Here is a 13,687-nt window from a genome sequence, read left to right as displayed (position 1 = left end):
CTATTTTTATGCTCCAGTCACGACTTTGGCATACCTGATGACTTTATCACCGAGGGTATATCCTCTTTCCACTACATCAATGACTTTACCTTTCATACCCTCTGTTGGAGAAGGGATTTGAGTAATTGCTTCTTGGGTATCTGGATCAAATGTTTTACCAATGAGATCATCCATAGGTTTCAAACCCTTATTTTCAAGTATTTTAACAAGTTTCTGAAATACCAATTGATTTCCATCTCTAACTTTCACAGGATTATCTTCGTTCTCACTAGCCTTAAAAGCTCTTTCAAAATCATCAATGATTGGAATAATTTCAGCCATCAAATCCTGAGAAGCCGTCTTTACCAAATCCAAGCGCTCCTTAGAAGTCCTCCTTCTATAATTTTCAAATTCCGAATAAAGCCGGACATATTTATCTTTTAGTTCAGCTACTTCTTTTTGTAATTTTTCTTCCAGAGATAATTCACTAGTTTCAGCTTTTGCATCAGAAGTGACTTGCTCTTCCCTGGACAGCTCCTCTTGATTTTCTTCTTGCTCTTCGGAAGTGAAATGTTGGTCGTTGAATAACTCTTTCTCAGCCATCTGTTTTAAAATTTTTTAATTCTTAACAATTCATCAATTTGTTTGCCATTGCACATTTTCTGACAAACTGACATTTATCGACTATGAATAGCCTGCCATAACATGTCTTTTAATTTATCCAGGTTATATTGAGATACCGATGAAATGAAAACTGAGGGTATGTCTTTGGGTAAATCCGCTTTCATTTGGTCTATCAATTCATCGTCCAACATATCGGATTTTGTCACGGCTAACAGTCTTTTCTTGTCCAAAAGTTCAGGATTGAATTTTTCCAATTCTCCAAGAAGGATCTTGTACTGAACAGATATACTATCAGCATCTGCTGGAATCATAAATAACAAGATAGAATTCCTTTCTATATGTCTCAAAAATCTCAACCCTAATCCCCTTCCTTCTGATGCACCTTCTATAATCCCGGGAATATCCGCCATAACAAAGGATTTATCATCCCTGTAGCCTATTACTCCAAGATTCGGCACCAATGTAGTAAAAGGATAATCACCAATCTCAGGTCTTGCGGCAGATATACTTGACAAGAGTGTTGATTTACCAGCATTGGGAAAACCTACCAGCCCAACATCCGCTAGTAGTTTCAATTCAAGAATAATCCACTCCTCAATCCCGGGTTCGCCCGGCTGTGCAAAGTGCGGAGCTTGATTGGTTGCTGTTTTGAAGTGATCATTGCCCAATCCACCTCTGCCTCCTGCTGTAAGAATCACCTCTTGTCCATCTTCAGTGACTTCGAATCTGGTTTCCATTGTTTCGGCATCCTTGGCAACAGTCCCCAAGGGCACTTCCAATATCACATCTACTCCGTCTCGCCCTTTTCTTCTACCTCCCTCTCCACCTTTACCATCCTCTCCAATAACATGCTTTTTATATTTAAGATGGAGAAGGGTCCAAAGCTGAGCACTTCCCTTTAGAATGATATGCGCTCCTCGGCCACCGTCACCGCCATCAGGACCACCTTTTGGCACGTGCTTTTCCCTTCTGAAATGAACGGAACCTGCACCACCTGCTCCTGATCGGGAGCAAAATTTTACATAATCTATAAAGTTGGAATCAGCCACTTTCTTATTTTTTTCTAACAAAAACGGCTAAGCTCCAAGCTTAGCCGAACAAATTCAGATACAAAGGTACAAAATATTCTATATCAGAACTTATCAATTACTTTTTGGATATCCTCAAAAATACCTTCAATTGTACCAACACCATTTATTTTGGTGAATTTACCCTGCTTTTCATAATAAGTTGCAACAGGCAAAGTTTCATCCAAATAGACTCTTATTCTAGTTTCGATTTTTGAATCATCCTGATCATCTGAACGTCCCGAGGTCTTTCCTCTCTCTCTTATTCGTTCTTTTAAGATTTCTTCCTTCACATCCAAAGCTATCATACCCGAAATCTTAATATTATTTTTTCCCATTAATCTGTCCAAAGCTTCTGCTTGGGCCACAGTTCTGGGGAATCCATCAAAAATAAAACCGTTCGTATCTTTGGTATGTGTGATTTTATCTTCTACCATTCCTATCACAACCTCGTCAGGCACCAGCCTGCCTTCATCCATATATTTTTTTGCCAATCGGCCAAGGTCAGTACCTTCTCCTAAATGCTTCCTAAACAGATCCCCAGTGGACAGGTGTGTCAGGTGGTATTTAGCAATTATTTTTTCACTTTGGGTTCCTTTACCTGCCCCTGGAGGGCCAAATAACACAATGTTAAGCATGATCGGTTTCTTTTGTTTATATAATGACAACTATTTTAATTGGTATAAAGCAGGCAGATTTCTTCCCAATCCATCGTAATCCATTCCATAGCCCACCACAAACCTATTTGATATTTCAAATCCCAGGTAATCTACTTTGATGTCATGAACCAAAGCATCAGGCTTCAAAAGTAAAGAAGCCACAGCAATTTTTTTTGGTTTTTTGTCCCTAATTAGTTCCAAAAGAAATTTCATGCTTAATCCAGTATCAATAATATCTTCGACAAGAATTACAGATTTCCCTTCTAAGTCTAAATCCAGTCCCATCAAATGTTTTATTTCACCACTTGACTCTGAACCTATGTATGAGGCTACTCGAATAAAAGTAACTTCAATGGGAACTTTGATAGTCTTGGTCAAATCTGACAAAAACATAAAAGCACCATTCAAAACTCCTATCAGAACCGCCGGACCATCTGAAAAATCTTTTGATATGTCAGCACCCAATTCTTCAATTCGCTTTTTCAGCGTACTTGCACTAATATAAGGTACAAATTCTTTATCTTTTATCAATACCATATTAAGAAATAAAAATGCCCTTTATGCAAGGGCATTACAAATATAAAAAAAAAAGCTTGGCCTCCTTGGATTAAGTTGCTAATCCTTATAGATGTTTCATCAAATATTGATACATAGCTAACATAGAGTCCAAATCAATCCGTGACACCTTCTCTGATGGTGTATGCACGTTGTCTTCGGCAGCTCCTATAAAACACCAATCAATCGCATACGGTGAATGTTGTATTTCCCTCCCATCACTTCCACCCGAACCTTCAACCTCTAATTGGAAAGGGATACCGCTCACTTCTGCTAATTTGATAATTCTGTCCAAATACATCTTCCTAGGAATGAATTTATCACGCATAGAGATCACTACCCCACGATGATGATCAATTCCTTCTGTAATCCATGTAATGTCAGAAACCAAAGCCTGTTTAATCGGAGCGGTCTCTTGGATAAACTTTAATAAAAATGGAACGCTGCCCCCTCCATGCTCTTCATATGTAGTGAAAACAACCCAACCATTTTCAAGCGATTCACACATATTAAGACAATTATAAATCCCCAATCGATTATCGAGGTATGCTGCCTGAATAAAATTATCATTAATCTTAATATTTTGGGCAAATGATAGTAATGTGCCTCTTTCAATTAACCTCGGGAAATCATGAAACAAATCCCCATCAATTTCAACTAATCTACATGATATCGGACCTAAACCATCCTCACCAATCAATTGAAAATCGCTTTCTACCTCAGGCCCTCCAATAGACACAAGCTGATTTTCATACCTTACAGTAAAACCTATAGTATCTATGTGAGAAAATACTGCTGTCCTTGGGGTCCCGAATTTCAGCAATAAACAATCATGAAACTTTTCTCCATGAAAAATTTCAGGCTGAACCTTCCACATACTTTTCCGTTCATTAATATATTCGATCAAAAATTCTGTCATTGGACGTTCATTACCTGCGACACTTTGTATTTTCAGTAACTTCTTGAGAAGGTCCATATTAGATGAAATTATGTATGGTTTAACTTAGTTTTACAAATATGAAAATTTGAAAAGATTTTTGATAAAGTTTAAAGTTTTAAAATATTAATATACATTTGTGAATAGTTTAAAGTTTATAAATTTGAAATCAAATCAATTAAACACTCAAAATCTGAACGTAAAAAATTTTTTATGATGAAAAAAATACTACTATCGACAATCATGGCTGGGTGTGTTGCCTTATCGGTTAACGCCCAAAGCGACTACAACAAGTGGTCACTAGAATTAAACGGAGGATTTAATCATGCACAGGCTCCGTTAACACCAAACTATTTCTCACCCATTGGTTTGGGTCATGTAGACTTCGGTGTAAGATACATGTTCAATGACAAGTTTGGAGCAAAACTTGATTATGGACTTGGATCTTTCAATGAGAAAGGTGATACTCCTGCATTTTCAACCAATTACTACAGGTTGAACCTACAAGGTGTAGCCAATTTGGGAAGAATAATGAAGTGGGAATCTTTCACAAGAACCTTCAATCTCTTAGGACACCTTGGAGCAGGTATTGGTCAAGTTAGACCTGATGCCAATCCATTAGATGATAATGTTTATAACATTATGGGTGGTCTAACAGGACAGATTAAATTAGGTGAAAGAGTTGCTTTAACAGGCGACATCAGTACGATCGTTAACGGAAGACAAACTGTTTCTTTCGACGGTAATACTAACGTTGGTCCAAATGATCCAAGTTTCCAGGGACCTAAAGCCAATTGGTGGACAGGAACTATTGGATTAAATTTCTATCTTGGTAAAGCATCTACTCATGCTGATTGGTATGTGGAAGCAGATAAATACGCCACCAAAGCAGAATTGGCTCAGCAAATCGGTGAAATCAAGGATATGTTGAAAGATTCTGATGGTGATGGTATTCCTGATTATCTTGACAAGGAGCCTAATACTCCTTCTGGTGCAAGAGTAGATAACATGGGTAGAACCTTAGATTCTGATGGAGATGGTATTCCTGACCATTTGGACAAATGTCCTTTTGCTCCTGGACCTGCATCAAACAATGGATGTCCAATTGAAGAAGAAGCTAAAGAAGTTGATTACTTCAAAAAGGCTATCAATGAAGGTTATGTAAATGTTTATTTCGCTTTTGACAGTGCTAAGCCATTAGGTTATTCAGCTTCTGCAACAAATTATGTTGCTAATTTCTTGAAGAGAAATCCTGGAGTGAAGTTGGAAGTTAAAGGTTTTGCTGATGAGTTAGGTCCTGAGGATTATAACATGAAATTGTCAGAAAGAAGAGCTAAAGCAGTATATGATCTTTTGATTTCAGCAGGTATTGATGCATCCAGAGTTACCTACAAAGGATATGGCGAAGATACAAGTGTAGATAAACAATCAGCCGATGCTAGACAATTGGCCAGAAGAACAAGTTTCGAAGTACAATAAATTTAAATAGACTTATGAAAAAGCCCGATTCTTAAGATCGGGCTTTTTTTGTGCATTTGAATCTGAACAATATAAGATTAAGCTAAATTTTCGATATTTGATTTTCATGATAATTACAGACAGGTAGCCATGTTTATACTTGATAAAAACAATACGATAGCCAATCATTTTCTGTACGAGTTGAGAGATAAAAATATCCAAGTTGACCGGCTTCGTTTTAGAAAAAACCTTGAAAGACTCGGTCAAATTATGGCTTATGAAATCTCCAAGTCTCTCAACTATGCTGAGAGAACAATTGAAACTCCGTTGGGCAACAGCAGTTTATCATTAGTTAAAAAACAGCCTGTTTTGATTTCAGTAATGAGAGCATCTATTCCTTTTTTTCAAGGTTTTCTCAACTATTTTGACGCGGCAGACAGTGGCTTCATCGGCGCTTACAGAAAAGATGAGAAAGCAGGATCTTCAGAAATAGAGATTAATTATTTATATCAAGCTGCACCTAGCATAGAAGGAAAAGAAGTTATCATTATTGACCCCATGCTGGCCACAGGCAAATCTTTTATTAAAACTATTGAGAACCTACTTCTCACACATGGACGTCCTTCCAAAGTCCATCTAGCATGTGTCATTGCAGCACCTGAAGGAATTGAATACCTTAGAAATCAATTGACGATACCCTACTCATTGTGGATATGTTCAATTGATGAAAAATTAAATGATAAATCATTTATAATACCTGGATTAGGGGATGCTGGAGATTTATGTTTCGGGCAAAAAATTTGATAAAATCATGGATTACCTGTTTTTAGTATTTGGGCTAATTATATTATTGGCAGGAGGGAAATTCTTAGTTGATGGAGCTTCTGGTTTAGCTTTAAAATTCGGCCTAAGTCAGGGTCTGATAGGCCTTACCATAGTGGCCTTTGGCACGTCTGCACCTGAATTACTCGTAAGTATCAATGCAGCAATCAAAGGCAATAGTGACATTGCCCTGGGCAATGTTATCGGATCCAATATTTCAAATATTTCCCTTGTCTTGGGAATAAGTGCAATGATCTTTCCAATTACCATTTTAAAGACAGTAATCAAACTGGATTATTTGGCAGCCCTCCTCAGTTCTGTTCTGTTTTATGTAATGGCCCTGAATGGCACCATTTCCCGTTGGGAAGGATTGATATTGTTTATATTATTAATCCTTATCAATTTATATTTTTTCAGAAAACTGTCGGGTAAAGACCAACTTACATCAGAAGATATCTCAATTACTTTAAATCCCCTTTGGAAGACTCTTTTATTATTGGTCGTAGGTATTTTAGGATTGTTTTTTGGCTCTGACATGTTGGTGGACAGTGCTGTAAATATCTCCACGAGTTTAGGTATAAGTGAGCGGGTCATCGGGGTGACAATAATAGCAATTGGAACAAGTTTACCGGAATTGGTCACTTCCGTAATAGCAGCGCTCAATAAAAAAACAGATATCGCAATTGGGAATATACTCGGAAGCAATATTATGAATGTATTGGCAATCATCGGCATAACAGCTTTGATCAGCCCAATTCACGTTTCAGATATATTTTTAAAAAAGGATTTTATTTGGATGATTGGTTTTACTTTGATTTTATTCCCCATACTCAAGTCAAAATTGATAGTTTCAAAAATCGAAGGATTCATACTATTTGCTTTATATGTGCTCTATTTGTATGTAATTATATGATCGCTTATCTCATTAAATTTATTTCTATCTTTTTTGTATGTCTATTCAAATTCATTGGAGGACCTGTACTGGGTGCTGCAGCTGGATATAACCTTTTAGAAATTGTCACAGTAACGGTGGGTGGCATGATGACTTCGGTAATTGGCATGACCTATTTGGGAGACTGGTTCAAATCCCATTGGAACTTAAGACTGACACAAAACCGAAAAAAATTCACGCCGAAAACAAGACGCATTGTCAGGGTTTGGAAAAAATTCGGTCCAATAGGTATCGCTGTACTTACTCCTGTAATCCTGACACCGATAGGAGGAACAATAGTTTTGAATGCTTTTAATGTGGATAAGAAAAAAATATTTTTTTACATGTTGCTCAGTGCCTTGTTTTGGGCTTTTATTTTAGGTTTTTCAATCCATTGGTTATTGAATATCCCGTTTTTTGACTATTTACTCAGGTAGGTCCTCATCTGATAGAATCTCAATATCTTGAATCAATACCCTTTTAGATATTTCCTGACCAGTCAGGGTTGCGGCGAGTCCTCCCATAGCGGTTTCTTTATACCTGCTTTCCATACTGGATCCAATTTCACCCATTGCTTCGATGCACTCATCTACAGGTATTACCGCATTGACTCCGGCAAGCGCAATTTGGGCAGAGCTATTGGCTATCGCCACAGCACTTGCATTTCTTACCACGCATGGAATCTCAACCAGACCTGCAACTGGGTCACAGACCAAACCTAACATACATTGAATAGTGATGGCCACTGCATTGAATACCTGATCAACAGAACCTCCAAGACAGTGGACAATCGCTCCAGAAGCCATTGCAGCGGCCGAACCTGTCTCTGCCTGACATCCCCCGACTGCACCTGCAAGACTTGCCTTTTGCTCAATAATCAAGGCAATACCAGCGCCGATTAAAAGACCTTCAAGTATTTCTCTGTCATTCAAAGAATGGATTTCCTGCAAAGTGTATAATGCTCCTGGCAAAATCCCTGAAGCTCCTGCAGTGGGGGCCGCAACCACTCTTCCCATACAGGAATTTACTTCCTTCGCGGCCAAAGCACGCGATATGAGTTTTTGAAATTCTTTGGAAAGAACGGCAACCGGGAAGTTGTAAACCTTTTTCGCACCATTGTTGATCATCCCTGACTTTGAAGTCATGTCTTCCGACAGTCCCGAATCAACTGCTTCTTTCATCACCTCAAAAGCCTTTGCAAGACCTAACCAGATCTCTTCTTCTGTAACCCCTTTTTGGGAAACCTCATATTGTAATACAGATTCATAAAGGTTAAGGTGATTGGACTCGCAATATGCCTTCCAACCTTTAAAACTTTCAAAAAGAAAACTCATTGTTATTTGGGTTTATACAAGGAACAAATTTGGACATTCTATATCACAAAAAAAAGACCCTCAATTTCAAGAAATGAAGGTCTTCCATGGCATTTGATCAACTCACCTGACTTCGACTATTTTTACCTTAAAGCGAATAGGTTCTTTTGGCCTTGCTATTTGATTGATAAAACCCTTTTCAAAAAGATCTTTTCTGATTTCAAAAGGAAAAACCTGAGTGGCATTCGTGAAACCCATATCAGATGGTATGAGCATTTCTAATTCCATATCATTCTTCACTCCTTTCAAACCCAAATTCAGAAATTTCAAATTCCCTTCATTACCTATTGTTGTCTGTATAGGGACATTAGTCGCACTTTCAGCTATGGGGTCAGTGTTATCTAGCTGAAACAATTGGAAAGAGAATCGGACAATATCATTGTTGGAAGAAACTTTTGAATCTTCTTCACCTTCCGCCAAGGTCCTTAAATAGATACCATCCTCAGTTTTTTCAAATCCCTCCAATTCATTTTCTTCTATATAATCCTGAATAAAACCCTCCTCAATAGCCTTCAGCTCAGTTTCAGAATAAGTGTCTACAAATTTCATTTTGATCACCAAATTGGAATTTGGCTGAATCAGTTGTTGGTAGCTGTAATTTTGGTATCCTAAATAGGAAGGGACATAGAGCATTAAGGCTTCTCCAGTTTTGGACAGTCCTGAGGCAAAATTCATAGCTCGGGGAACTAGTCCACTGTCATTGTGGACATATAGTCTAGGCCTTTTGCTTTCATCCAAATAACTTTCGATCAATTGATCGTCTGTGGTTCTAATTTCATAATAAACGCCAACGACTTCGTTATTGATTATTTGATTGCCCGTTGCATTGACCACTTCTTTTTTATAGAAATAACCTACTGGGCTTTCAATGGCATCTATAGCATTTCTGGAAAGATATTCTTTAATTAGCCTGTCGTCCTTATCCATAGACTTTTGAACATCAGACTCAACCTCAGGAAAACAGGCTGTCAGGCCATGCATGACTATTCCGATGAATACCGGAAGAACTCTAATTTTTGTCATTATTATTTTTTATTTGAAAATTCATCCTCAAATTAATCCCTCCTATTGAGAATTGTTGGTTGCTAAAGGTTTGGTTACCTAAAGAAAATTTATAAAACGGTTCAATAGAAAGGAAAGTGCCGTTTTTCAAATTTTGCTCATATCCGAATCCAAAATTGAGCATTTGACCCGAATCAATATTTCCGGAATCTGTACTTGGACTTTCCGTCTGGGTATAGGTCTGTAAGGCGGGTTGTATTCCCACAAAATTCCCCTGGTTCAGATTTGCTGTGCTGAATGTAGTGGTGTTCTGCTGGTTTATATACATCATATTGGAAAATCCGGAAATAAAATAAACATCAGCATTTGTATTCTCCAAAACTTTGTATTTGAGATTGATCGGAATCTCCAATTGCCCAAAACTTAATTCTGTCGACGCATTAATAAAATTCCCTGCGAATGCTGCTCTTGCAGACTCAGCAGATGACGCTTGATCGAGGGATGAGGAAAAAACGGCATCTGAGGAACTCATGGCATTTCTACTAGAAGAAGTCGGTGTAATCTGCTGCCTCGCATAAGCCAATCCGACATCAAGTTTCAATCTTTTGGAAAAAGAAAATTCTGACATCATTCCTGCTCCTAAACTTAGGGTTTGTGTAGCGTTGGAAATTGTTTGCGGGGCTACTAACACGCCGAGTTTGACAGGATTATTCTTGTGGTCATTCTTTGCCAATGCCTGCTTTGTTTCAATTTCGGATTTATCACCCAACCAATTTTTAATGTAATCAAGAGACTTTTGCTCAGTGTCAGAGTTTTGGTCAAATGTTATTTTTTTTTGTGAATCAATAAGAGATTCTATAACCTTTGAATCCATATTAAATTCATTGTATGATTCATTATTACCAGCAATAATCGGTATTGAATGCAAGGATTTCATGTCCTTATTTTGGATAACTTTCGTATCCATTTTATCATAACCTACTTGAGGTGTTTCATTATTGGTGATTTTCTGTTCTCTTTTTACCTTTTGATTCGACTCTAGAGCTGAGCTTTTTTCAAGTTCATTTTCAATTTCCTCATATTGATCTTCTTTCAAGAATTGGTCGTCGGCGTCAATTGGGGCGTTGGACGTCAGCAACTCGGTCGGATCATCATTTGGATCAACTTTCGTGATTTGCAATTGATTCAGAAGTAATATTCCCAAAACTAAACTGGCAGCAATGCCCATCCACCAAAAGGCTCCTATTCTTTTAAATGCTTTATTCTTGCGACCAAAATAAAGTTTTTCGAATTTCTCGAATTCCTTAGGATCCAATGGCTCCTCTAGTTGTTGAAAGGAGACTTTAATCTTATCAACAAGTCTTTTATCGAATTGCTCCTTCATTTTTTATTTCATTTAATTCTTTCACTTTTTCACGCAACTGTTTTTTGGCTCTGGCCAGGTAAGTCCTGGATGTGCTGGAGGGGATTCCAAGTTCAGCACCGATTTCATTGTGGGAATACCCTTCTATTTCGTACATATTGAATACAATTCTCAATAGCTCTGGCAATCCTCTCAATATCTCAAGAATGTCCTGGGTAGACAGTCGATCAATGATGTCAAAATCAGATACCCCAGCATCAGCTTTTTCAATATCCATCACAGCAAAATATTTTACATTTTTCCTGTAATAATCAATTGATGTATTGATCAGTATTCTTCTGAACCAACCTTTGAAGGATTTGTCAGGACTATATTGAGCTAACTTATCAAAAGCCTTCATAAAGCTATCGTTGACAATCTCACAAGCCTCTTCTCTGGAATTGGAATACCTCAATGCAATGCTCATAGCATACCCATAGAAGTGCTTATATAGCATTTCTATGGATTTTGAATCTCCATCTTTTGCTTTTTGGATCAGGTGTTTTTCCAAAGATATAGGTTGGTTTTCAGGCCCTTTGATACTAGACGCAATACATTGACAAAACGCTACAGGATTTTTCAATTAAATTTCAAATCAATTTCCACATGCATTTTTAATTATATTAACATCCTCCATAAGGAATTAATAGCAGCAGTTTTTTAAAGTTAGCTTAAACTCTTACTTTTATTTTTGGTTTGATAACATAGACACAAAATTACCGTTATATTCATCAACGTAATTATGATGAAATCAATAAAATACATTCTACCTGTTCTGTTTCTGGGTCTTTATTATTCAGCTAATGCCCAAAGGGAGGATGCAGGAGATTATGAATATGAAAGTGAAATCCTTTTTGGAGTCAATAAAAACACAAACGGTGGACTTATCGGAGGCTTTGCTTTGAAAATGGGTTTTAGAATTGACGAAACAAATTTTCAGTTTTTTGGCCTTGACCTTGCCAATGTCAAAGATCCGAAAGAAGTCCGCTACAACACTGTTTTAGGGAATTCTTATATATTCGGAAAATCAAACTATTTATATTCCATAAGGCCCTATTATGGTAGAGAGTTAATTGTTTTTAAGAAAGCTCCTCAACAGGGGGTTCAGGTGTCAGTTCTGGGTGCCATTGGCCCAAGTATTGGCATCATCGCTCCTTATGTCATTGAATACGCTGTCAATAGGTTAGAAACAGTCAGAGAGCAGTTCAATCCAGCCGTTCACCAAAGCCGTTTTAATATCATTGGGCCAGGTAGAGTTTTTGAAGGTATAGGTCAGTCAGACATCGCATTTGGTGCTAATGCAAAAGCAGCAGTTAATTTTGAGTTCGGTGTATTCAAATCAAATGTTACCGGTCTGGAACTAGGTTATCAATTAGAGGGTTTCACCAAAGAAATCCCTTTAATCCCAACCATTGAAAGTCAGCAATTATTCCAATCTGTTTATTTCACCTTCTTTTACGGGTTTAGGAGATAGTTATTCCGCTGGTTTTATAGGAATTTCGGGATGATACAATATTGTCTTACTCCTTCAACAATAAATGGCAGATTTTATACGAGAAAGGCTTGAATTAATTTAACTAAAACCAAAGACAGTTCAAAAAAATAGAATGTCATGATCAAACTTGGCAAAGCAGGGTTAATTTTGAATTTCAATAATGAATAGAAAATGATCGAACTACCAGTAATATCCGAAGAGGCAACAAAACGTAAAAAACCTGATTGGTTGAGGGTTAAATTGCCTATAGGAAAAGAATACGCAAAAGTCAGGAAATTAGTGGATGAACATAAGCTCCATACCATCTGTGAAAGTGGTAATTGCCCGAACATGGGCGAATGCTGGGGTGCAGGTACGGCAACTTTTATGATTTTGGGCAATGTATGTACCAGATCTTGTTCTTTTTGTGCAGTAGCTACCGGTAGACCACCTGAATATGACACAGATGAACCAAGGCGAGTAGCGGAAGCTATCCAACTGATGGGTGTTAAACATGCCGTTATCACTTCAGTCAACAGAGATGAACTGAAAGACAAAGGTGCTGAGATTTGGTATCAAACAGTGATGGAAACAAAAAAGCTTTCCCCTCAAACTACCATCGAAACCTTGATTCCCGATGTCAAATCAAACTGGGATGCCCTTTATAAGATGATCAGTGGGGGCCAAGAAGTAGTGTCCCACAATATGGAAACTGTAGAGAGCCTATACCGTAGGGTACGCCCACAAGCCAAATATAACCGATCACTTGAACAGATTAAGCTTACCAAAGAATTTGGGAAGAGAACCAAAACAGGAATCATGCTTGGCTTGGGAGAAAAGAGAGATGAGGTACTCAAGGCTATGGATGACTTGGTAATTCATGGTTGTGATATTCTGACTTTGGGACAATACCTCCAACCAACCAAAATGCATATTGAGGTTGCTGAATTTATACATCCGGATGTATTTGCAGAATATAGAGAAGAGGGATTAAAAAGAGGGATCAAATATGTAGAGTCCGGACCTTTGGTAAGATCTTCTTACCATGCAGAAAGACATGTCAATGTTTAAAAAATAAGAGGATGGGCAAAAACCCATCCTTTTTCTTGATTTGACTTTCTAACTTATTTTAAATAAGCAGAAAGCATCCAAACAGTTTTTTCTTTTGCAGTGATATAATCACTCATTAATGATACAGTACCTTCATCATTTTGTTCTCCTGCTGATTCTAATACAGAACGCTCCAATTTCAATAAAATATTTAAATTTTCTTTGACAATTTCTACCATTTTTTTGGAATCATGAATCTCTTTGGCTTCTTTAATTTCAGCGTTTTCAATGTATTCACCGAAAGAAGAAAAAGGTCTTTCTCCAAGTGTAAGAATTCTCTCAGCTGTTTCATCT

16 protein-coding genes are annotated in these 13,687 nt (G+C 37.5%); 6 read left to right on the top strand and 10 right to left on the bottom strand.

Annotated elements, in window-relative coordinates:
* Positions 1-6: 6 nt before the first annotated feature.
* The 5 genes from HMJ38_RS19345 to HMJ38_RS19325 all read right to left on the bottom strand — a co-directional run bounded on the left by HMJ38_RS19345 (position 7) and on the right by HMJ38_RS19325 (position 3,860).
* Complete coding sequence (locus tag HMJ38_RS19345; RefSeq protein WP_194976084.1) at positions 7-582, bottom strand: nucleotide exchange factor GrpE; 576 nt, start codon at positions 580-582, stop codon at positions 7-9.
* Between the two features lie 74 nt (positions 583-656).
* Complete coding sequence (gene obgE, locus HMJ38_RS19340; RefSeq protein WP_194976083.1) at positions 657-1,652, bottom strand: GTPase ObgE; 996 nt, start codon at positions 1,650-1,652, stop codon at positions 657-659.
* An 83-nt stretch (positions 1,653-1,735) separates the two neighbouring features.
* On the bottom strand, positions 1,736-2,308 hold the full coding sequence (locus HMJ38_RS19335) for an adenylate kinase (protein WP_194976082.1): 573 nt from the start codon (positions 2,306-2,308) through the stop codon (positions 1,736-1,738).
* 30 nt (positions 2,309-2,338) lie between these two features.
* The gene (gene hpt / locus HMJ38_RS19330) at positions 2,339-2,866 is read right to left on the bottom strand and encodes a hypoxanthine phosphoribosyltransferase (RefSeq protein WP_194976081.1); all 528 of its coding nucleotides are present in this window, start codon (positions 2,864-2,866) and stop codon (positions 2,339-2,341) included.
* Between the two features lie 85 nt (positions 2,867-2,951).
* Positions 2,952-3,860 carry an aminopeptidase gene (locus HMJ38_RS19325; RefSeq protein ID WP_194976080.1) on the bottom strand — a complete coding sequence of 303 codons (909 nt, stop codon included), beginning with the start codon at positions 3,858-3,860 and terminating at the stop codon, positions 2,952-2,954.
* 177 nt (positions 3,861-4,037) lie between these two features.
* Between HMJ38_RS19325 and HMJ38_RS19320 the strand changes: the two genes are divergently transcribed.
* From HMJ38_RS19320 to HMJ38_RS19305, 4 genes are all read left to right on the top strand, one after another.
* The gene (locus HMJ38_RS19320; RefSeq protein WP_194976154.1) at positions 4,038-5,300 is read left to right on the top strand and encodes an OmpA family protein; all 1,263 of its coding nucleotides are present in this window, start codon (positions 4,038-4,040) and stop codon (positions 5,298-5,300) included.
* Positions 5,301-5,429: 129 nt separating this feature from the next.
* The gene (gene upp / locus HMJ38_RS19315) at positions 5,430-6,083 is read left to right on the top strand and encodes a uracil phosphoribosyltransferase (RefSeq protein ID WP_194976079.1); all 654 of its coding nucleotides are present in this window, start codon (positions 5,430-5,432) and stop codon (positions 6,081-6,083) included.
* Between the two features lie 7 nt (positions 6,084-6,090).
* On the top strand, positions 6,091-7,014 hold the full coding sequence (locus HMJ38_RS19310; protein ID WP_194976078.1) for a calcium/sodium antiporter: 924 nt from the start codon (positions 6,091-6,093) through the stop codon (positions 7,012-7,014).
* Positions 7,011-7,469 carry a hypothetical protein gene (locus HMJ38_RS19305; protein WP_194976077.1) on the top strand — a complete coding sequence of 153 codons (459 nt, stop codon included), beginning with the start codon at positions 7,011-7,013 and terminating at the stop codon, positions 7,467-7,469. Before HMJ38_RS19310 ends, HMJ38_RS19305 begins: the two co-directional genes overlap by 4 nt.
* Here the strand turns inward: HMJ38_RS19305 and sdaAA are convergent.
* From sdaAA to HMJ38_RS19285, 4 genes are all read right to left on the bottom strand, one after another.
* Entirely contained in the window at positions 7,458-8,366 is a 909-nt protein-coding gene (gene sdaAA, locus HMJ38_RS19300; protein WP_194976076.1) for an L-serine ammonia-lyase, iron-sulfur-dependent, subunit alpha, read from the bottom strand. The two genes, HMJ38_RS19305 and sdaAA, sit on opposite strands and share 12 nt — an antisense overlap.
* Before the next feature lie 102 nt (positions 8,367-8,468).
* The gene (locus tag HMJ38_RS19295) at positions 8,469-9,428 is read right to left on the bottom strand and encodes an FKBP-type peptidyl-prolyl cis-trans isomerase (protein WP_228780157.1); all 960 of its coding nucleotides are present in this window, start codon (positions 9,426-9,428) and stop codon (positions 8,469-8,471) included.
* On the bottom strand, positions 9,415-10,791 hold the full coding sequence (locus HMJ38_RS19290; RefSeq protein ID WP_194976075.1) for an outer membrane beta-barrel protein: 1,377 nt from the start codon (positions 10,789-10,791) through the stop codon (positions 9,415-9,417). The genes HMJ38_RS19295 and HMJ38_RS19290 overlap by 14 nt, the downstream gene beginning before the upstream one ends.
* A complete protein-coding gene (locus tag HMJ38_RS19285) occupies positions 10,772-11,320 on the bottom strand; it encodes an RNA polymerase sigma factor (protein WP_194976074.1) in 549 nt (182 codons plus the stop codon). Before HMJ38_RS19285 ends, HMJ38_RS19290 begins: the two co-directional genes overlap by 20 nt.
* A 234-nt stretch (positions 11,321-11,554) precedes the next feature.
* Here HMJ38_RS19285 and HMJ38_RS19280 point away from each other — a divergent pair, with 234 nt between their 5' ends.
* Complete coding sequence (locus HMJ38_RS19280; protein WP_194976152.1) at positions 11,555-12,283, top strand: hypothetical protein; 729 nt, start codon at positions 11,555-11,557, stop codon at positions 12,281-12,283.
* A gap of 192 nt (positions 12,284-12,475) precedes the next feature.
* Positions 12,476-13,354 carry a lipoyl synthase gene (gene lipA / locus HMJ38_RS19275; protein WP_194976073.1) on the top strand — a complete coding sequence of 293 codons (879 nt, stop codon included), beginning with the start codon at positions 12,476-12,478 and terminating at the stop codon, positions 13,352-13,354.
* 53 nt (positions 13,355-13,407) lie between these two features.
* Here lipA and HMJ38_RS19270 read toward each other — a convergent pair.
* Positions 13,408-13,687: Dps family protein (locus tag HMJ38_RS19270; RefSeq protein ID WP_194976072.1), on the bottom strand; the 280-nt coding region annotated here is incomplete at its 5' end.

It is taken from the genome of Aquiflexum lacus (genome assembly GCF_015476655.1).
Classification (GTDB): domain Bacteria; phylum Bacteroidota; class Bacteroidia; order Cytophagales; family Cyclobacteriaceae; genus Aquiflexum; species Aquiflexum lacus.
This window is presented reverse-complemented; position numbering and strand designations above follow the sequence as displayed.

What these genes read in the sequence shown, in the direction of transcription:
- HMJ38_RS19320 (WP_194976154.1), top strand. Translation starts at nt 4,038, where the DNA reads ATGAAAAAAATACTACTATCGACAATCATGGCTGGGTGTGTTGCCTTA.
- upp (WP_194976079.1), top strand. Translation starts at nt 5,430, where the DNA reads ATGTTTATACTTGATAAAAACAATACGATAGCCAATCATTTTCTGTAC.
- HMJ38_RS19295 (WP_228780157.1), bottom strand. Translation starts at nt 9,428, where the DNA reads ATGACAAAAATTAGAGTTCTTCCGGTATTCATCGGAATAGTCATGCAT.
- HMJ38_RS19290 (WP_194976075.1), bottom strand. Translation starts at nt 10,791, where the DNA reads ATGAAGGAGCAATTCGATAAAAGACTTGTTGATAAGATTAAAGTCTCC.
- sdaAA (WP_194976076.1), bottom strand. Translation starts at nt 8,366, where the DNA reads ATGAGTTTTCTTTTTGAAAGTTTTAAAGGTTGGAAGGCATATTGCGAG.
- HMJ38_RS19310 (WP_194976078.1), top strand. Translation starts at nt 6,091, where the DNA reads ATGGATTACCTGTTTTTAGTATTTGGGCTAATTATATTATTGGCAGGA.
- HMJ38_RS19280 (WP_194976152.1), top strand. Translation starts at nt 11,555, where the DNA reads ATGAAATCAATAAAATACATTCTACCTGTTCTGTTTCTGGGTCTTTAT.
- HMJ38_RS19325 (WP_194976080.1), bottom strand. Translation starts at nt 3,860, where the DNA reads ATGGACCTTCTCAAGAAGTTACTGAAAATACAAAGTGTCGCAGGTAAT.
- lipA (WP_194976073.1), top strand. Translation starts at nt 12,476, where the DNA reads ATGATCGAACTACCAGTAATATCCGAAGAGGCAACAAAACGTAAAAAA.
- HMJ38_RS19345 (WP_194976084.1), bottom strand. Translation starts at nt 582, where the DNA reads ATGGCTGAGAAAGAGTTATTCAACGACCAACATTTCACTTCCGAAGAG.
- HMJ38_RS19305 (WP_194976077.1), top strand. Translation starts at nt 7,011, where the DNA reads ATGATCGCTTATCTCATTAAATTTATTTCTATCTTTTTTGTATGTCTA.
- hpt (WP_194976081.1), bottom strand. Translation starts at nt 2,866, where the DNA reads ATGGTATTGATAAAAGATAAAGAATTTGTACCTTATATTAGTGCAAGT.
- HMJ38_RS19335 (WP_194976082.1), bottom strand. Translation starts at nt 2,308, where the DNA reads ATGCTTAACATTGTGTTATTTGGCCCTCCAGGGGCAGGTAAAGGAACC.